The following is an 18456-nucleotide window of genomic DNA, read 5'->3' as shown; positions in this document are numbered from 1 at the left end:
CTTAAATTGACGAAGCTTGCGCTTCATTCAAAAATTGTAAAACTTTTTTTGCCTCATCGTTCAGTTTTCAAAGTTCGTCTGCCGCTCTTGGCGACTCTTAAAATAATACAAGTCATCGACACAGTTGTCAACCACTTTTTTATTTCTTTTCCGCTGCCATCAGCGGCAACGTTTATTACTTTACCGTACACCTCTCATTAACGCAAGGGGTTTTGTAAAAGTTTTTTTAAAAAAGTTTTATATCTTTAGTATCCCTTCTGTTTAACGGCATACCTATGCGTTTCGAGGCTATCAAAAATAAAGAAGCCGAATCATACTCACGTATGATCCGACCACTTAATTGATTATTGTTGATGACGCATCGTTGGGAAAAGAAGAACGTCACGGATTGAAGGCGCGTTCGTCAATAACATGACGAGACGGTCAATCCCGATTCCAAGCCCACCCGTTGGCGGCATACCATATTCAAGCGCTTCAAGGAAATCGTTATCGAGTTCGTGCGCCTCATCGTTCCCCGCTTCTTTTTCAAGCAACTGTGCTTCAAAGCGTTCACGTTGATCGATTGGGTCATTCAACTCCGTGAAGGCATTCGCATGTTCACGACGAACAATGAATAGCTCGAAACGATCCGTGAAGCGTGGATCTGTTTCATTCTTCTTCGCCAATGGTGATACTTCAACCGGATGTCCTGTGACAAATGTCGGTTGAAGCAATGTTTCTTCTACTTTCTGCTCGAAGAATTCATTCACGATATGACCAAACGTCATATGATCTTGTACTTCTACACCGTGTTCTTTTGCAAGTACTCGTGCTTCTTCATCGGACATTTGTTGCCAGAAGTCTACACCTGTCTCTTCTTTAACAAGGTCGACCATATGTGCACGTTTCCAACCGATGCCAAGATGGATCGTATCTTCACCATACTGCACATCTGTTGTACCGAGCACTTCTTTCGCTACGTGCGCAACCAATTCTTCCGTCAAATCCATGATGTCGTTGTAATCTGCATAGGCTTCATACAATTCGATCATCGTGAATTCAGGGTTGTGACGTGTAGAAATCCCTTCGTTACGGAATACACGCCCGATTTCGTACACGCGCTCGAGTCCACCAACAATCAAGCGTTTCAAGTGAAGTTCGATGGCAATACGCATATAAAGTTCCATATCTAACGCATTATGATGCGTTAAGAACGGACGTGCCGCTGCTCCACCCGCAATCGTGTGTAACATCGGTGTTTCCACTTCTAAATATCCTTTTTGGTTTAAGAAGTTGCGAATCTCAGAAATGATGCGGCTACGCAAAATGAATGTCTGACGCGAGTCCTGGTTTGTAATCAAATCAAGATAGCGTTGGCGATAGCGCTGTTCCACATCTTTTAATCCATGATATTTGTCCGGAAGCGGCCGAAGCGCCTTCGTCAATAATTCAAACTCTTCCACGTGAATCGAAAGCTCACCAACGTTCGTTTTAAAGAGCTTCCCTTTTACACCGACGATGTCACCGAGGTCTGAAGACTTGAATAAGTCAAACGGCTCATCCCCGACATCATTTTTACGAACGTAAATTTGAATTTGACCTGTCACATCTTGAATGTGGGCAAAGAAAACCTTCCCTTTCCCACGTTTCGTCATGATGCGTCCAGCCAATGTGACTTCTACATCTTGTTCAGCCAAAGCCTCTTTTTCAATTGATTCATACTGCTCATGTAATTCACCTGCGTGTGCAGAACGATCAAAGCGGTGACCGAACGGGTCGAGACCGCGCTCACGCATATCGGTCATCTTCTCAAAACGAACCTGCATTTGATCATTCATTTCTAACTCGTGGCTCACTATTCCATTCACTCCTCTATCCATATTGGGTTTCTCTCTAACAAAAAACTGTCGACCCGATGGCCAACAGCACAGCCGAAGCCGTTCATTCGTTGTGGTGCACTTTTTCGCCAAACAAGCTTACCATAAATTAGTTCTTTTCACTAGTTCACACTTCTGACAGTTGTCGTTCGAGTTGGTCCACAAATCCATAAAGGACCGCCGCGAACGCCTCGCGCGATTCCGTTTCATTGATTTGTTTGCGAATCGGACCACTGCCTTTCAACCCTTTCAAATACCAAGCCGCGTGTTGACGCATTTCGCGTACGGCTGTCAGCTCACCTTTGATTGCACTCAACCGGTCGAGATGAAGCATGCAGATATCGATTTTCTCACGCGCCTCTGGTTCCGGAGGGAGCTCCCCTGTTTCGAGGTACTGGACCGTTTGATAGAGCATCCACGGATTCCCGAGTGCAGCGCGTCCAATCATGACGGCATCCACACCATATTGGTCAATCACACGTTTCGCATCCTGCGGGGTCGCGATATCCCCGTTTCCGATAATCGGGACGGTCGCTACTTTCTTCGCCTCGCCAATCCAATCCCAATTCGCGGTTCCTTCATATTGTTGGGCACGCGTACGTCCATGAATGGCAATCGCTGCTGCTCCACCCGTCTGAGCCGCCTTAACATTATCCAAAATAAAGATGTGCTCGTCATCCCAACCGAGTCGCATTTTCACCGTGACCGGTTTTTCGACGACATTCGTGACGGCATTCACCATCTCATACACTTTATCCGGGTCGAGTAACCACTTCGCCCCTGCGTCACACTTCGTCACTTTCGGTACGGGACAACCCATGTTGATATCAATGATATCCGCATTGGTGTTTTGATCGACGTACTGTGCCGCTCTGACGAGTGTATCTTTCGAACCGCCAAAGATTTGTAAACTGAGCGGTTTCTCTCGTTCATCGACGTATAGCATACGCATCGTCCGAGCGTTCTCGAGCAAGATGCCTTTATCGCTAACCATTTCGGCACAGACGAGTCCCGCTCCGAACTCTTTTGCAATCAAACGAAAAGCAGGGTTGGTCACGCCAGCCATCGGTGCGAGGACTGCACGGTTTTTAATATCTATGTTTCCAATCTTAAAGCCTGTCAAGACAACACATCCTTCATTTCACCAAATTCCTAAGCAACTGTAACCGGACGACATCTTGGCGGTCCGTCATCGGTAGCCCTTCGAGCCAGGAGGCGACCGTTTGTCCTCGAACGACGAGTTCTGGTGCGATCTCTGCTAACGGGGCGAGAACAAATGCACGTTCCTGCATGCGCGGATGCGGAACCGTTAAGTGTTCTGATTGTATATCTTCCCCATTATAAAAGAGGATGTCAAGGTCGATGGTACGCGGTCCGTTCTTAAATAGACGTTCCCGTCCTAATCGTTGTTCGATCTGTTGAAGCGTGTTGAGCAGTTCGTCCGAGGATTGATGACTCTCGACTTCGACCACCATATTAAAAAACGAAGGTTGCTCTGTATATCCGACAGGAGCCGTCTCATAGACCGACGACTGTTTCGTGACGTGGAGACCTGTTCGCTCCATCTCATCGATTGCCGCAGACAACTGTCTAGCCCGATCTCCGATATTGGCGCCTAATGCAATATAAATCATGACGTCCGTCCCCTTGTCATCTCGATTGCTACTGAATCATAGTGTCCCGGGATGGGTGGGTCCGGTTTAATTACTTTAACCGTCACACGTTGAATCAACTCACTATGCGCCAACACGGCTGTCGTGATGCGTTCTCCGAGTGTTTCTAACAAATTGACCGGTTCTCCCGTCACAATATCTTCCGTCAACTGATACAAGCCGGCATAGCTGACCCCATTGTTTAAGTCATCCGAACGTCCCGCAGGCGCGAGGTCCAGTTCACACATTAAATCCACGTGAAACCGTTGACCGAGACGGTTTTCTTCTTCAAACACCCCATGATAACCGTAAAAACGCATCCCGTTCACAAATATTTTATCCATGTCTATCCCCTCCAATCATCGCATCCATCATCTTCGCCGCACGGGCGTTCGCTTTGACGTCGTGCACACGCACCCAATCGCACCCTTTCATGATTCCGAGACACGTTGTCGCAATCGTTCCTTCGAGACGCTCCTCTGTTGGTAAATCGAGCGTATGACCGATAAACGACTTACGCGACGTGCCGAGCAGAACCGGATACCCAAGACGTGTGATCACGTCAAGATGATTCATGAGTTCGAGGTTTTGCGTCACGTCTTTCGCAAATCCGATGCCCGGATCTAGCCAAATGTGCTCATCCTTTACGCCTGCTGCATGCGCAATCTCGATTGATTCCTGTAGATCGCTGACCACATCTTCGATGAAATGACGATAGTCCCGATTTGTTCGGTTGTGCATCAAAATGATTGAAACTCCATATTCGAAAGCGACACGTGCCATCGAGCGGTCTCCCCATTTCGAACCCCATACGTCATTGATAATCGTCGCACCGGCCTCGATTGCCGCTCTCGCCACCATCGGCTTATACGTATCAATCGAAATCGGAACATCGATTTCTTTTGTCAGTCGACGGATGATCGGGACGACACGTTCAATCTCTTCTTCTTCGGAAACAAGTACCGCGCCAGGTCTCGTTGATTCTCCACCGACATCAATCGCATCGGCACCTTCTTGTACGAGTTGTTTCGCATGTCGTACAGCCTCCTCGATTGCCGTATACCGTCCCCCATCCGAAAACGAGTCCGGGGTCACATTTAAAATACCCATGACCTTCGTCATGCTTCCGCCTCCTAATCAATTGAGCGAACGAGTTTCGCCCACACTTCGTTAAATCGTACCCCGTCTTTACCGGGGTATCTCAGATTTCCATAATGCGTCACCGGAGCGACTTGTTGGATTGAATTCGTCATCCAAATCTCTTTCGCTGCAGTCAATTCTTCAAATGTCACGGGTTGTTCGATTACAGAGAGATGTTTCATCACCCATTGTCGTGTCACACCTGCGAGTGCTCCGCTCGATAGCGGAGTCGTGTATAACATATCATCTGGACCGACCCAAAAGATGTTCGACACGAGCCCTTCCACCACATGTCCATGTTCGTCCGCAAATAGTCCTTCAGCGCCTTGGTCTTGTAAGGTCCGTTTTCCAAGGATATTGTTCATATAATGATGTGACTTTAATCGAAAAGCCGCTTCAGGACGACTTCTCGGAAACGGGATCGGTTCGACCCGTTTCTCCTGTGGTACAACTTCTGAGGATAGCGGTTTGACGATCATGGTGACGTTCGGTGTCTCATAACGACCCGCGTAGAGACCGAGGGGCGCAACTCCTGCCGACACGTTCAAGCGGATATAAAGGTCGGGTGCATCGTTTTGACGGCACAGTTGCTGAATCGCCGTCCCGATTTCTTCCTTCGTGTATGGAAAATCGATCCACAGCTCATCGAGACTCTTCATCAAGCGCTCCCAGTGGGCATCGAACAGGAAAGGAACGAATTCATATGTACGGAACGTCTCAAACAAGCCCATTCCATACAAGAAGCCGTGATCTTCAACCGGAATCAACACCTTCTCTCGTTCGACTAACTCTCCGTTATGCCAATACCACATGACGATACTCCTCGATAAAGTTTCGAATCATTTCCATCCCGTGCTCAGTCAAAATCGCTTCAGGGTGATATTGCACCCCTTCGATCGGAAGCGTTCGGTGACGAAGTGCCATGATTTCTCCAGTCTCCGTCTCGGCAGTGACCACTAGACATTCTGGTAGAGACGAACGCTCCACGGTCAACGAATGATAACGGGTCACGACCGACTGTTGCGGAATCTTCTTGAAAATCGATTTTCCGTCATGTTGAATCTTCGACGTTTTTCCATGCATGAGCCGCTCAGCATGGACGACTTCTCCACCAAACGCTTGCGCAATCGCCTGATGTCCGAGGCAAACCCCTAAAATCGGGATACGCCCCGCAAACGCTTGGATTGCCTCAACGCTAATTCCCGCCTCATTCGGAGTGCAAGGTCCCGGCGAAATGACAAGATAACTCGGGGCAAGCGCCTCAATCTCTTGAATCGTGACTTCATCGTTTCGATACACGACTAGTTCTTGACCGAGTTCACCGAAATATTGCACCAAGTTATACGTAAATGAGTCATAGTTGTCGATTAATACAATCATGTCGTTTCCTCCGTCATGTGTTTCGCCGCCCATAGCGCCTTCGCTTTGGACAGGGATTCTTCATATTCCGAGACCGGATCCGAATCGATCACAATACCTGCTCCCGCTTGAACGTATGCGATTCCGTCTTTTACGACCATCGTCCGAATCGTGATATTGAAGACGAGGTCGTCATCCCAACTTAACCAACCATATGAGCCAGTGTAGAGTCCCCGGCGAACTGGTTCGAGTTCTTCGATGATTTCCATCGTCCGAATTTTCGGTGCGCCGGTAATGGTACCGCCTGGGAACATCGCTGCCAGTGCTTCGGCTCCTGATACTTCATCCCGAATCGAACCTCGTACGTTCGATACGATATGTTGTACGTGTGAGTACTTCTCAATCACCATCAACTCATCAACATGAACGCTGCCATATGCCGCCACCTTGCCGAGGTCGTTCCGTTCAAGATCGACGAGCATGACGTGTTCGGCCCGCTCTTTCTCGTTTTCAAGCAATGTGTTCGCCAACTCCAAGTCTTCCACATCATCTTTGCCACGTGGACGCGTACCCGCGATCGGGCGTGTCGAAATGTCGGTTCCGTGTTTTTCAAGCAACAGCTCTGGTGAAGCGGAGACCATCGTTAAAGCGTCATCCACGAAATAGCCCATATAAGGAGATGGATTCATTTGACGCAACGTATCATATACTCGACGCGGGTCAGCGAGAAGCGGTTCGGACTGACGAACGCTCAAGTTCACTTGGAACACATCCCCTTCTACGATATAGGACTGAATCCGTTTGACCGCTTCAACAAACTCTTCCTGGGACATGGAGCGCGATCGTTCTATCGGTGACTGCCCTGTCGGCTTGAACGCGTAATGCGACTCGACGTTCCACATGGCCGCCAATCGGTCCGCCTTACGTTCTGCACCTTCCTCCGCCGTCACCATCAAGTACAGGGTCGAATCCACTTCATCGAACACCGCCACCTCGTCAAATAGAAGAAACGAGACGTCTGGTGTCGACAAATCATCCTCCGCTTGCTGAGGGAGACGTTCAATCGTCCGGGCCACATCATAACTGACATACCCGATCATGCCACCAAAGAAAGGAGGAGCCCCTTCCGGACGCTCGGCCTCAAATCGCTTCCGTACCTCACTGACGAGCTCAAGCGGCTTTCCGTATAGCGTTTCTGTCGTATCTCCCACTTGCAAGAGTCCGACACCGTCTTTTACATGAAAGCGACCGAACGGCTCGATTCCCGCAATCGTATACCGTCCCGCTCTCCCACTCTCTAACCATGCATGATACGGTTGATCCGCCGTCAACGTCATGTATGCCTCATACACCTTCTCTTTCGTCATCCGCTTTGTTCTGAACGCAGTCGATCTCACATGTCATTCCTCCGTCTATTCATTCATGCCTTTTATTGTACACAAGAAAAGGCAGCAATCGAAAGAGAATGTCTCTCGATTACTGCCTGAAATGTTATACGCGACTCTCGTTTGACTCTTCATCAAACTGATAGAGCGGCGTGCTCAAGTAACGTTCACCGTTTGAGGGGATAATCGCCAATACATTTTTCCCTTTACCAAGGCGTTTCGCTGTATCAAGCGCTGCCGCAATGGCAGCTCCTGAAGAGATACCACCGAGGACACCGTTCGTACGTGCCGCCTGACGAGCATATTCGAACGCTTGCTCTGTCGTGATTTGAAGAACCCCTTCATAAATCTCCGTGTCGAGGATGGATGGAACGAATCCAGCCCCAATCCCTTGAATCTTATGAGGTCCCGGTTTCCCGCCTGATAAGACAGGTGAATCGACCGGTTCAACGGCGAGAATTTTTACGTCCGGGTACTTCGCCTTCACGACTTTACCTGCGCCGGTGATGGTACCGCCCGTCCCGACTCCGGCAATCAAAGCGTCGACTGAAAGTCCTGATTCTTCAAACGCCTCTACAATCTCAGGTCCCGTCGTCATTTCATGGACGTTCGGGTTAGCTGCATTATTGAATTGTTGCGGGAGGAAGTAGCCATGTTTCTCTGCTTCTTCAGTAGCGCGACGAATCGCTCCACCCATCCCTTCAGGTCCTGGTGTCAAAATTAATTCGGCCCCGTATCCACGAAGGAGGTTTCGGCGTTCCATGCTCATCGTTTCAGGCATGACTAGAATGGCTTTATATCCTTTTGCGGCACTGACCATCGCGAGACCGATGCCCGTGTTTCCGCTAGTTGGCTCGATGATTGTATCACCTGGCTTCAAGATGCCGTCTTTTTCAGCCGCTTCGATCATGGCGAGGGCGATCCGGTCTTTGACGCTTGATCCCGGGTTCATATATTCGAGCTTCAGATACACGTTGGCATCCTCTGGTCCAGTCATTCCGTTCAATTTCACAATCGGAGTCTTTCCAATCAAGTCTGTTACTGAGTTTACGATACGCATTGCATTTCCTCCTTCATAATTCCGACTATTCCGATATTGTTATCATACCCTATCGAATTGAAAATATGCAATTTGGAACGTTGCCTACGCCTGTGCCTGTACTTTCATCGTCTCTAACTGTTCCGCTGAGAAATGATACTTTTCGCCACAGAAATGGCATACGGCTTCAGCTCCGCCATCTTCTTCAATCATCTGACGAATCTCTTCTTTTCCGAGACCGATAATGGCGCTTTCCATTCGTTCACGGCTGCATGTGCAGTTGAACTGAATCGGGTTCGTGTCGAGGACATCGAGGCTATCGCCAAGGAGTAATTGAAGCATTTCTTCTGGCGTTTTTTCTTCACCAATCAAAACCGATACGGGCGGGAACGTCTGAAGTGCTTTTTCGAGCGCTTGTACCGTCTCTTCAGAAGCGTTCGGGAGCAACTGGACGATGATTCCACCTGCAGCAAGAATCGATTCATCTTCCGGTAAGACGAGGACACCCGCCCCGACGACTGACGGTACTTGCTCAGATGTGGCGAAGTAGTACGTGAAGTCTTCACTGATTTCGCCCGTTTGAATCTCTGAAGAACCGCCGACATAGTCTTTCAATCCTAAGTCTTTAATGACAGAAATGGTTCCTTTTCCGACGGCTTCGCCGACTTTCAATTTCGTCAACCCTTGTTCGTTGACGAATGTACCGCCATCGACACGCGGGTACGACACATATCCACGAACATCTCCCGCTGTATCCGCGTCCACGATGATTTTCCCGATTGGACCATCACCTTCTACTTTAAGCGTGACACGCGCTGCACCTTTTTGCATCGCTCCAATCATCGAGCCGATCGTCATCGTCCGTCCGAGGGCAGCTGAAGCAACTGGTGTCGTTTGATGACGAAGTTGCGTCTCATATACCGTTTTTGTCGTGCGTGCGGCAAAGGCACGAACCTCTCCGTTAAAACCGAGGGCACGAACGAGATAGTCATCCTTCATCTGGTCGAGTAATGCTTGTTGTTCTGTATGAATCATATGATTTAACTCCTTTAGTTTACTTTTGATTGCGCTCGTAAATGAGACGGAGGCCTTCGAGTGTCAGGAACGAATCCACATGGTCGATTGTCTCTGCATGTTCACTGATCAATCGCGCCAGCCCTCCCGTTGCAATGACAGTCGCTTCACCGACTTCACGCTTCATCCGGTTCACGATACCGTCCACTTGGGCCACATATCCATAATATGTCCCCGATTGCATCGCTTGAATCGTGTTCTTCCCGATGACTGTCGGCGGGGTCGCCAATTCAATCCGAGGTAGTTTCGCGGCACGCTGATAGAGTGCCTCCACTGAGATCATGATACCTGGTGAGATGATTCCGCCATGGTAACGACGTTTCTCATCGATGTAACAATACGTGGTTGCCGTTCCAAAATCAACAATTATGAGCGGACCGTCATACTTGGCGATTCCAGCCACCGCGTTAACGATTCGGTCGGCCCCGACTTCGCGAGGATTCTCGACGTGAATGTCCAACCCTGTCTTCACACCTGGTCCCACAACGATTGGACGTACATTGAAGTATCGTTGCGACATTTGTTCAAGTGGGAAAATAACAGGAGGTACGACAGAAGATAAGATCACTCCCTCGACCTGGTCGAACGAGACGTTCGAATGATCGAATAGCGATTTCACCAGCATGCCGTACTCGTCGGTCGTTTTTGTACGATCCGTTGAGATGCGCCAATGGTGTACGAGATGATCTCCATCGTACATCCCGAGAACAATATTTGTATTTCCAACATCAATCACTAAAATCATGATATAGTTCCTCACTTTGTTGTCAATTGCAGTTCGCTCGAATTATAACACGAAAAAAGACGAATGCCTCGTCAAGGGCATTCGTCTTTTTCATTAACGTGATTCGTTATTCGGACGTTCTGTCGGTGTCGCTTCTGGCTTATCGCCTTCAGGTACGACATCCGGCTGGCTGTCTTGGACAACTTCAGGTTGATCGACGACTTGACCGTGTTGAACGGCTGCATCATCTTTCTTCGCTGCGTCATCCGCATCCGTCGATCCATCCACGTCCTCTTCCGGCTCATGCGGAAGATACTCGCGTGTCTTGATCAAATGACGAATCTGTTTCGAGTCGAGCGTCTCGACATCAAGCAGCGTCTTTGCAACGAGTTCGAGATCTTCGCGACGATCTGTCAAAATCTGCTTCGCTTTCGCGTAACAGCGATTGATGATGTCTCGAATCTCCAAATCGATTTCTTGCGCAATCGCATCCGAGTAGTTCTGCTCGGTCTGGAAATCGCGACCAAGGAAGACTTGTCCGCCATGGTTTGAACCGAGCTGGAGCGGTCCGAGTTTATCGCTCATCCCGTAATCCATGACCATCTTACGTGCGATACCAGTAGCGCGCTGGAAGTCATTGCTCGCTCCGGTCGACACTTCTCCAAAGATGACATCTTCGGCGACGCGACCACCAAGAAGACCGACAATCTTGTCTTCGAGTTCAGGTTTTGTCATGAAGTAACGATCTTCTTTCGGAAGCATGACGACATATCCGCCCGCGTTTCCGCGTGGAACGATTGTCACTTTGTGTACTTCATCCGCATTCTCAAGCTCGAGACCGATGATTGTGTGACCTGCTTCGTGATATGCAACAATGTTGCGCTCTTTTTCAGAGATGATGCGACTCTTCTTCGAAGGACCTGCGATAACACGGTCAATCGCTTCTTCCACATCGACAACTGAAACAGCTGTACGGTTCGAACGTGCCGCAACGAGTGCCGCTTCGTTCAAGAGGTTCTCTAAGTCTGCCCCAGAGAAACCAGGCGTACGTTGTGCAATCGACTTCAAGTCCACCGTCGAATCGAGTGGCTTGTTACGTGCATGGACTTTCAATACTTCTTCGCGCCCTTTGACATCCGGACGATCGACCGTAATTTGACGGTCAAAACGACCTGGACGAAGGAGGGCCGGGTCAAGGATATCTGGACGGTTTGTCGCCGCAACCATGATGATTCCTTCGTTATCACTGAATCCATCCATCTCAACAAGAAGTTGGTTCAGTGTTTGTTCACGCTCATCGTGTCCACCACCGAGACCGGCACCACGCTGGCGACCGACCGCATCAATTTCATCGATGAAGATGATACATGGCGCATTCTTTTTCGCGTTTTCGAACAAGTCACGAACACGTGACGCCCCGACCCCGACAAACATCTCAACGAAGTCCGAACCTGAGATCGAGAAGAACGGAACACCGGCTTCACCGGCTACCGCACGAGCCAAGAGTGTTTTACCTGTCCCTGGAGGACCTACGAGTAAGACCCCTTTTGGAATACGTGCGCCGAGTTTCGAGAATTTGCGAGGATCTTTCAAGAATTCAACGACTTCGATGAGTTCTTGCTTCTCTTCGTCCGCCCCAGCCACATCTTTGAATGTGACGCGACGTTTCTCTTGGTCGTATAGTTTCGCCTTCGATTTCCCGAAGTTCATCACACGACCACCACCGCCACCACCTTGCGCTTGGTTCAACAAGAAGAAGAACAAGATGAAGATGATAATGAATGGTAAAATCGCGAAGACGATGCTGAACCAGCTACTGTTGGATTCAGCCTCCTCGATTTGAATATCCGTATTCGCTCGAAGCTGCGTTAATACATCCGCATATTCCGCTTCGTTCGCTGGAATGTTTGTTTCATAACGTTGGTCTTCATCTCCTGTAAGATCGCCTGTAATCGAGATAGCCCCCGGGATTTCTTGTACGGTTGCCGTCTCAATCCGATCATCTTCCACATATTCTAGGAATTTCGAATACGAGAGCGTTTCACTCTGACTATTCGGATTCTGCAAATATTGAAGGAACAAGATCAAGGCTAGGAAAATCACACCAAAAACCAATGTGTTTTTCACTGCACGATTCATTCTCTGCCTCCTATTCCGAGAAACGATGTTCTCGCCCATTCAGTATATGCCTATACTTTGGGGATTTCCTTTATCTTACCACGTCACATTTTCAAAAGAAAAACGTTAGCCCCCGTAAACGCTCGGTTTGAGCACACCGACATAAGGAAGGTTACGATATTTCTCTTCATAATCAAGACCGTAGCCGACAACGAATTCGTGTGGAATCACGAAACCACTATAGTCTGCTGATAAACCATTTTTACGGCCAGTCGGCTTATCGAGAAGCGTGACAATCTTCACAGACTTCGCTTTACGGTATTTAAGAAGATCGACGAGGTAACCAAGCGTCAATCCACTATCAATAATATCTTCTACAATCAAGATGTCGCGTCCTTCTACAGATGTATTTAAATCTTTCTCGATTTTCACTTCACCTGTCGAAGAAGTTCCTCCATGATACGTCGACACGTCCATGAAATCCATCTCTAAATGGATATCCATTTCTTTGACGAGGTCCGACATGAATGGCATCGCGCCTTTCAATACACATACGAGAAGCGGGAACTCTTCTTTATAGTCTTCGCTCAATGTTCCAGCGAGTTCTTTCACCTTTTCTTGAATCTCTTCACGTGAGATTAAAATTTTCTCCATATCGTTCATTAATGACATCTTGAAATCCTCCTCTTTCTGTTTCGACACAATCATCATTTTACCATTAATCGTAGGCAAATCGCATCCGACTTGTCTAGAAATTCTGAAACTCTTACCCCAACAATCGCGAGAATTCGTCCCGAGGCGTCCTCAAGCAACGGGAGCGTCGGTCGAATGGTTCGCTCAACCTTTTCATCGATTAGGATGCGGGATACTTTTTTTGTCCCCACGTTCAACTGCATTCGATCTCCAGGTGCGAGCGAACGAATTGTCAGCGGATAAGTGATTTCCTTTAGCGGAATACCTTCTCGTCCTTCTTCGATGGACAACGAAACCGTACGCTTTCCAAATTGAACGACGGCCGGTAACGACTCGACCTGAACGGGGTGAAGTGATGCTTCTGTCGAACGTTGTACAAGATTAAGTACCCTCTTCTGCTTCATCATGAACCACTCACCTGACAGGTGATAGGTTCCGGTGTCCTTTTGACTCATGCTTAACTTTTCGACCGCCTCACCGACCTCTACCCCATAGCGACGGGACAGCAAGCGAGCGACCGTATACCGCTCAAGTGAGGATAAGCGATTAAACTCATCAAGTTTCACATGAAACGCTTTCATTTCAAGATCCACATTTTCTTCAATCCATCGCCCACATGACTGGTAACGCATGTCCCATTCAGCGTATGCCTGTTTCGCCGTATCGTATACATCGTCAACGACTGTCGGCCACAGTTGTTTCAGCCTCGGGATGATTTCGTGACGGATCCGATTCCGTAAATAGGTCACTTCCTGATTGGTGGCATCTTCCCTCCAGGCAAGTTCGTTTTTCCGAGCATACTCGATGAGTTGCACCTTTGTTTCTCTTAATAAAGGACGGATCAACGTCCCACGCCCGAACGTTCTTCTCTCGGGAATTCCTTTCACTTCGATTACGTTTCGGTGAAGTTGAATGAGAACCGTCTCCAACACATCATCCGCATGATGAGCCGTGGCCAGTGTATCGTATCCATGTTCATTCATGACGTCTTCAAAAAAGCGGTAGCGGGCCTTACGGTAATGAGCCTGTGATGCTCCTTCTTGAAAATGGAGACGCGTCCCATGAAACGCGACTTGGTAGGATGCCGCTACGTGTGCGACGAACGTGTACTCTTCATCTGATGCTTCTCGTAAACCGTGATGGACGTGCGCCACCGCCACATCCCATCCTTGCTTGACGAGACGGTCCAATAAGACAATGGAATCGACTCCACCCGACACAGCGACGAGTACCTTTTTCATGAATTCCCTCCTTGATATAACAAAAGAAGCCATCTCGATTGAGATGGCTTCTTTACGCTTAGGTTAAGTGACCCGTACGGGATTCGAACCCGTGTTACCGCCGTGAAAGGGCGGTGTCTTAACCGCTTGACCAACGGGCCTAAATAAAATGGTAGCGGCGGAGGGAGTCGAACCCACGACCTCACGGGTATGAACCGTACGCTCTAGCCAGCTGAGCTACACCGCCATGTTATTGTTGTGTCCTAAGCACATTTTCTATAATAACCAGTCACCATTCGAGTGTCAATTCTTTTTTTATATTTTTTTAAGAAAAAAATCGTGTATAGTGTCGTCTTCCCCACTATACACGATTTTGTATCGTATTTACATCATGCTTCTGATGCGACTTGACGATATTTTTTCTTCCATGCGATCCGGAAGTACGCCCATAGTAATGCAAAACATCCGGCAGCCACAAACACTAAATAGGTTGTCGCCGTCTGCAAGTACTGCGCACCATCTGCCGATAGAATTTCTTTATATCCGGCAACCGTATACGTCATTGGAAGCAAGGCATTGAATGGTTGCAATGCTCTTGGAATCAATTCAAGCGGGAACGTCCCGGCTGACGTCGTCAATTGTAAAATCAACAAGACGATCGCCACGAAACGTCCAGGGTTTCCGAGTGTTGTCACGAGCAACTGTACGATAAAGAGGAACGTGATGCTCGTCAACCAGCTGAAACCGAAGAATTTCAATGGTTCGCTCACTTCAAGACCGAGCAGTTGCACCATAGCCACATCGAGAATCAAGGCTTGCAAGAATCCGACGACCATGAGGACACCAGATTTCGACAATACCCACGATAGACTACGTTTCGGGCGCCCTGCTGGATCGTATAATGGATAAACGATCGAGAGAAGGAGTGCCCCAACGAAAAGTCCGAGTGACATAAAGTACGGAGCAAATCCAGTACCGTAGTTTGGCACCTCGTGAATCGAGTTGTCGACGAGCGACACTGGACCGGCCATCATCTCGACGTTGTCATCTGTTAGACCGATGTCTGCGTCTTTCGCACCTTTTACCAAGGCGTCACGAAGTTCATCGCTACCTGATGCGAGCTCTTTCATTCCGTCAGCGAGTTCACCGCTACCGTCTGAAAGTTCTTGTCCACCATTCGCGAGCTGATTCGCGCCATCCGTTAGCTTGCTCGTTCCGGCTCCGGCACCCTTCGCACCTTCGGCCAGTTCACGGCTTCCTGACTGCAGCTTTTGACCACCGTCCGCTAATTGATTCGCACCATTCACCAATTCATTCGTACCGGTGCTTGCGCTCTTCGCTCCATCCGCAAGCTTTTCGCTACCCTCAGACAACTGTCCAGTCGCGTCTACAAGCTTGTCACTTCCAGCGGCGAGCTCAGTTGTCCCATCTTGAAGTTGTGTCGCGCCTTGATTGAGCTTCGCACTCGCTGACACAAGTTCTTGGGAACGATCGGCCGCCGTTTGTGTACCTTGCTCGATTTGACTTGAACCACTTGCCAATGCGTTCGCACCTTCGGCCAATTTCGTTTGACCGGTACTCAATTCAGAAAGTCCAGTCGATAGTTTGTCTGCACCTGTACCTGCCTGATCAAGACCTGCGCCAAGTGCGACCTGTCCTTCTTTCACTTTTGTCGCGCCAGCGGATAGTTGATCAAACCCGGCCGCCGTCTCTTGCTTCCCTTCGCTCAGTTGTGCCGCAATGGCTTGAAGCATTTCAGGTGATGCCGATTGACCCGACTCAGCGAGCGCTGTCAATTGTCCAATCAACTCATCTTGTTTCGCAGTCAATTCAGACTTCATTTGTCCGATTCCATTGACCACGTCTGTTTGACCCGCAACAAGTGCCGCGTTTCCGTCCTTCGCCTGAGTCAACGCTCCTGAGAGTTTTGTGGCACCATCCTGTAATGCAGATGCCCCCTCTTTCGAGCGCTCGATGCCGGCAGTAAGGTCTTGAACACCTTGGTTCAACGTCTTCGCACCTGTGTGCAGCTCATCTAGTTTAGATGCGAACGCTCCTGTTCCGTCAACGAGTTGGCTCGTCCCGCCTTGTAAGGCAGAAGCGCCCTCGCTGACACGATGGACCCCGTCCGAAAGTGAGGCTGAGCCCTCGTATACTTGTTGACTGCCATCCGCGAGTGCAGATGAGCCATCGGCCAATTGCGAAACACCATCACGTAATTGACTTGCTCCATTCGCCAGTTCCCGTTGTTTCGAAGCGAGAAGCTTCGTCCCATCCGCGAGTTCTGATGAACCATCGGCCAACTGAGTCATCCCATCGTTTAATTGGCTTGCTCCATCCGCGAGCTCACGTTGTTTCGAAGCGAGAAGCTTCGTCCCGTCCGCCAACTTGACGGCACCGTCTTTTGCTGACGTTGAGCCGTCCGCAAGTGTCGCTGCACCATCTGCGGCCTCACCAAGTCCGTCTGCCACATCATTCAATCCGTCTTTCAACGCACTGACATACTGTTTCGAGACTTCGGTCGACAGTTCCGCTTTGACTTGTTCCATCGCGGAACCACCAATTTGTGCGGCTAAGAAGTTATACGATTCATTTGCGATATACTTCAGTTCGAGTTGCTCCGGATGTTCATCTAAAGCAGTCGTCGCTTTTTCTGAAAAGTTTTCTGGAATCTCGATCGCCATGTAGTAGTCATGGTCTTTCAGTCCAGATTCCGCTTCTTTCTTCGTCGTTTCGACGAACTCGAACGCCTCCGAATCCAGCAGCTTATCAATGAGGTCATCTCCAATTGCAAGCGACTCCCCTTCAAACGTTGCCCCTTTGTCTTCATTGACGATGGCGACCGGCAAATCTTTCATCTGTCCATACGGATCCCAAAAAGCCCATAAGAACATACCGGCGTACATTAACGGTACGAGTGCGACCGCAAGAATCGGAACCAACACACGTGGGTTCTTGAAGATACTTCGCCACTCCGCCGTCCACAGTTTCCATCCATTCATTTTTCTCTCCACCTTCACTTATAAAACATAACTATTTTTTCATGTTCCCTATTTTGCTCCCTTCCTCGAAAAAAAGCAACTCTTTTAGTTATTTTTTATAATTTTTTTAAACAGAAAAAAAGCCATGAACGAAAATGTTCATGGCTCGTCTCATTACAAGACCTCTATGGTTACGAGTAGAAGCTAATTGGTATACGAAGGATTACCCGCGCTTGGCTCCGCGTCCACCGCGTTTTGAGTCTGTTTGACGTTTCAACGTCGAAAGACGCTCGTCGCTATCTTTCAAGAACTTACTCATCAATGTATCAAATGTTTCTGGTTCACGACGTTGTTCACGACGACCGCCACCACGTGGGCCGCCACCGCGTGGACCGCCGCCACCGCGTGGACCACCTTGACCTGGGCCACCTGGACGTGGGCCACGAGAGAAACGCTCACCAGCTGGACGCTCAGGACGCTCAGGACGTTCGCTTACAGGACGGTCGACTGCTTTCTTGATGGACAACCCGATTTTCCCATCATTTTCGACGTTCAACACTTTTACCGTGACTTCTTGACCGACTGTCAACACTTCGTTAATGTCTTTGACGTAAGAGTCTGCCACTTCACTGATGTGTACTAATCCTGTCTTGCCATTTGGGAGCTCGACGAACGCTCCGAAATGCGTAATCCCTGTAACCTTACCTTGTACCTTGCTTCCTACTTCAATTGACATAAAATAATGTACTCCTTTTTTGATTGATTCTTTCTAATTATACGAGTCGTTTCCCTAACGGTCAACGAACCGACTTATTCCTCTGGCGAGAAGTAGAAAATAATCTCTCCATCTTTAGAGAAAAGCAGTTCGTTTCGTGCTAAGTTCGCGATATAATCTTCATCCTGTAACCGTTCCACTTGCTCTTTCAACTCATCCTGTTCGGCCTGCTGTTCACGCAACTCCACTTTTGCTTGTGCGTAGGCTTGTTGCTGGTCCGATACGTACCCTACTTTCGAGAAGTAACTCTGTCCAATCAACACCATGACAAATAAAAACAGGAGAGAGGCTGCCGCCAAACGACGTCGAAGATGAACTCGTCGGCGATGTGTATCTTTTTCTAGCTGTTCTCTACGCTCATCTAGCGCTCGAATGCGTCGTTGTCGATCCATCGGATTACGTCCGTTCATCGCCTCATCCCCCTCCTCTTAATACATTAA

At 48.8% G+C, this 18456-nt stretch carries 18 protein-coding genes and 2 tRNA genes; 1 reads left to right on the top strand and 19 read right to left on the bottom strand.

The genetic code is table 11. From position 1 onward, the window contains the following. Positions 1-201, top strand: a 201-nt coding sequence (locus KNO79_RS15210; protein WP_214691696.1) for a hypothetical protein, incomplete at its 5' end; no start/stop codon positions are given. Between the two features lie 143 nt (positions 202-344). Here the strand turns inward: KNO79_RS15210 and lysS are convergent. The 19 genes from lysS to KNO79_RS15115 form a co-directional block, all read right to left on the bottom strand. Continuing rightward, positions 345-1835, bottom strand: a complete 1491-nt coding sequence (gene lysS, locus KNO79_RS15205; protein ID WP_214691694.1) for a lysine--tRNA ligase — start codon at positions 1833-1835, stop codon at positions 345-347. A 148-nt stretch (positions 1836-1983) separates the two neighbouring features. Beyond that, the gene (gene dusB, locus KNO79_RS15200) at positions 1984-2922 is read right to left on the bottom strand and encodes a tRNA dihydrouridine synthase DusB (RefSeq protein WP_230872777.1); all 939 of its coding nucleotides are present in this window, start codon (positions 2920-2922) and stop codon (positions 1984-1986) included. A 70-nt stretch (positions 2923-2992) separates the two neighbouring features. Beyond that, on the bottom strand, positions 2993-3490 hold the full coding sequence (gene folK / locus KNO79_RS15195) for a 2-amino-4-hydroxy-6-hydroxymethyldihydropteridine diphosphokinase (RefSeq protein ID WP_159563161.1): 498 nt from the start codon (positions 3488-3490) through the stop codon (positions 2993-2995). Beyond that, the gene (folB, locus tag KNO79_RS15190; RefSeq protein WP_159563162.1) at positions 3487-3852 is read right to left on the bottom strand and encodes a dihydroneopterin aldolase; all 366 of its coding nucleotides are present in this window, start codon (positions 3850-3852) and stop codon (positions 3487-3489) included. Before folB ends, folK begins: the two co-directional genes overlap by 4 nt. Then, a complete protein-coding gene (gene folP, locus KNO79_RS15185; RefSeq protein WP_214691692.1) occupies positions 3845-4630 on the bottom strand; it encodes a dihydropteroate synthase in 786 nt (261 codons plus the stop codon). Before folP ends, folB begins: the two co-directional genes overlap by 8 nt. Positions 4631-4641: 11 nt before the next feature. Further along, positions 4642-5460 (bottom strand): aminotransferase class IV, encoded by an 819-nt coding sequence (locus KNO79_RS15180; RefSeq protein ID WP_214691691.1) that lies wholly within the window; start codon positions 5458-5460, stop codon positions 4642-4644. After that, the gene (gene pabA / locus KNO79_RS15175) at positions 5444-6028 is read right to left on the bottom strand and encodes an aminodeoxychorismate/anthranilate synthase component II (protein WP_214691690.1); all 585 of its coding nucleotides are present in this window, start codon (positions 6026-6028) and stop codon (positions 5444-5446) included. Before pabA ends, KNO79_RS15180 begins: the two co-directional genes overlap by 17 nt. Beyond that, on the bottom strand, positions 6025-7404 hold the full coding sequence (locus tag KNO79_RS15170) for an anthranilate synthase component I family protein (protein ID WP_074035316.1): 1380 nt from the start codon (positions 7402-7404) through the stop codon (positions 6025-6027). The genes pabA and KNO79_RS15170 overlap by 4 nt, the downstream gene beginning before the upstream one ends. 94 nt (positions 7405-7498) lie before the next feature. Then, entirely contained in the window at positions 7499-8452 is a 954-nt protein-coding gene (cysK, locus tag KNO79_RS15165; protein WP_012727717.1) for a cysteine synthase A, read from the bottom strand. 84 nt (positions 8453-8536) lie between these two features. Beyond that, positions 8537-9466 carry an Hsp33 family molecular chaperone HslO gene (hslO, locus tag KNO79_RS15160; RefSeq protein WP_159563166.1) on the bottom strand — a complete coding sequence of 310 codons (930 nt, stop codon included), beginning with the start codon at positions 9464-9466 and terminating at the stop codon, positions 8537-8539. Between the two features lie 19 nt (positions 9467-9485). Further along, positions 9486-10250 (bottom strand): type III pantothenate kinase, encoded by a 765-nt coding sequence (locus KNO79_RS15155; protein ID WP_074035307.1) that lies wholly within the window; start codon positions 10248-10250, stop codon positions 9486-9488. 93 nt (positions 10251-10343) lie between these two features. Next, positions 10344-12368 carry an ATP-dependent zinc metalloprotease FtsH gene (ftsH, locus tag KNO79_RS15150; protein WP_012727720.1) on the bottom strand — a complete coding sequence of 675 codons (2025 nt, stop codon included), beginning with the start codon at positions 12366-12368 and terminating at the stop codon, positions 10344-10346. Between the two features lie 105 nt (positions 12369-12473). Continuing rightward, on the bottom strand, positions 12474-13019 hold the full coding sequence (gene hpt / locus KNO79_RS15145) for a hypoxanthine phosphoribosyltransferase (protein ID WP_012727721.1): 546 nt from the start codon (positions 13017-13019) through the stop codon (positions 12474-12476). A 35-nt stretch (positions 13020-13054) separates the two neighbouring features. Next, positions 13055-14281: a tRNA lysidine(34) synthetase TilS gene (gene tilS / locus KNO79_RS15140; protein WP_214691689.1), complete on the bottom strand. Its 1227-nt coding sequence runs from the start codon at positions 14279-14281 to the stop codon at positions 13055-13057. A gap of 68 nt (positions 14282-14349) precedes the next feature. Next, positions 14350-14421: transfer RNA gene (locus KNO79_RS15135), tRNA-Glu, on the bottom strand. A 9-nt stretch (positions 14422-14430) separates the two neighbouring features. Then, positions 14431-14507, bottom strand: a tRNA-Met gene (locus KNO79_RS15130). Between the two features lie 142 nt (positions 14508-14649). Further along, a complete protein-coding gene (locus KNO79_RS15125; RefSeq protein ID WP_214691688.1) occupies positions 14650-17262 on the bottom strand; it encodes a YhgE/Pip domain-containing protein in 2613 nt (870 codons plus the stop codon). 202 nt (positions 17263-17464) lie between these two features. Then, positions 17465-17977 carry a S1 domain-containing RNA-binding protein gene (locus tag KNO79_RS15120; RefSeq protein ID WP_012727724.1) on the bottom strand — a complete coding sequence of 171 codons (513 nt, stop codon included), beginning with the start codon at positions 17975-17977 and terminating at the stop codon, positions 17465-17467. A 74-nt stretch (positions 17978-18051) separates the two neighbouring features. Further along, complete coding sequence (locus KNO79_RS15115; RefSeq protein WP_012727725.1) at positions 18052-18426, bottom strand: FtsB family cell division protein; 375 nt, start codon at positions 18424-18426, stop codon at positions 18052-18054. Positions 18427-18456 lie beyond the last annotated feature (30 nt).

The sequence above is a fragment of the Exiguobacterium sp. s43 genome (assembly GCF_018617255.1).
GTDB lineage: Bacteria > Bacillota > Bacilli > Exiguobacteriales > Exiguobacteriaceae > Exiguobacterium > Exiguobacterium profundum.
The sequence above is the reverse complement of the archived record's forward strand: the minus strand, read 5'-3'. Positions and strand labels throughout refer to the sequence as shown.

Excerpts from the sequence above, each read along its gene's own strand:
- KNO79_RS15120 (WP_012727724.1), bottom strand. The coding sequence starts at position 17,977 with ATGTCAATTGAAGTAGGAAGCAAGGTACAAGGTAAGGTTACAGGGATT.
- folP (WP_214691692.1), bottom strand. The coding sequence starts at position 4,630 with ATGACGAAGGTCATGGGTATTTTAAATGTGACCCCGGACTCGTTTTCG.
- KNO79_RS15115 (WP_012727725.1), bottom strand. The coding sequence starts at position 18,426 with ATGAACGGACGTAATCCGATGGATCGACAACGACGCATTCGAGCGCTA.
- hslO (WP_159563166.1), bottom strand. The coding sequence starts at position 9,466 with ATGATTCATACAGAACAACAAGCATTACTCGACCAGATGAAGGATGAC.
- dusB (WP_230872777.1), bottom strand. The coding sequence starts at position 2,922 with ATGGCTGGCGTGACCAACCCTGCTTTTCGTTTGATTGCAAAAGAGTTC.
- pabA (WP_214691690.1), bottom strand. The coding sequence starts at position 6,028 with ATGATTGTATTAATCGACAACTATGACTCATTTACGTATAACTTGGTG.
- KNO79_RS15125 (WP_214691688.1), bottom strand. The coding sequence starts at position 17,262 with ATGAATGGATGGAAACTGTGGACGGCGGAGTGGCGAAGTATCTTCAAG.
- ftsH (WP_012727720.1), bottom strand. The coding sequence starts at position 12,368 with ATGAATCGTGCAGTGAAAAACACATTGGTTTTTGGTGTGATTTTCCTA.
- tilS (WP_214691689.1), bottom strand. The coding sequence starts at position 14,281 with ATGAAAAAGGTACTCGTCGCTGTGTCGGGTGGAGTCGATTCCATTGTC.
- folB (WP_159563162.1), bottom strand. The coding sequence starts at position 3,852 with ATGGATAAAATATTTGTGAACGGGATGCGTTTTTACGGTTATCATGGG.
- folK (WP_159563161.1), bottom strand. The coding sequence starts at position 3,490 with ATGATTTATATTGCATTAGGCGCCAATATCGGAGATCGGGCTAGACAG.
- KNO79_RS15155 (WP_074035307.1), bottom strand. The coding sequence starts at position 10,250 with ATGATTTTAGTGATTGATGTTGGAAATACAAATATTGTTCTCGGGATG.
- hpt (WP_012727721.1), bottom strand. The coding sequence starts at position 13,019 with ATGTCATTAATGAACGATATGGAGAAAATTTTAATCTCACGTGAAGAG.
- KNO79_RS15180 (WP_214691691.1), bottom strand. The coding sequence starts at position 5,460 with ATGTGGTATTGGCATAACGGAGAGTTAGTCGAACGAGAGAAGGTGTTG.
- cysK (WP_012727717.1), bottom strand. The coding sequence starts at position 8,452 with ATGCGTATCGTAAACTCAGTAACAGACTTGATTGGAAAGACTCCGATT.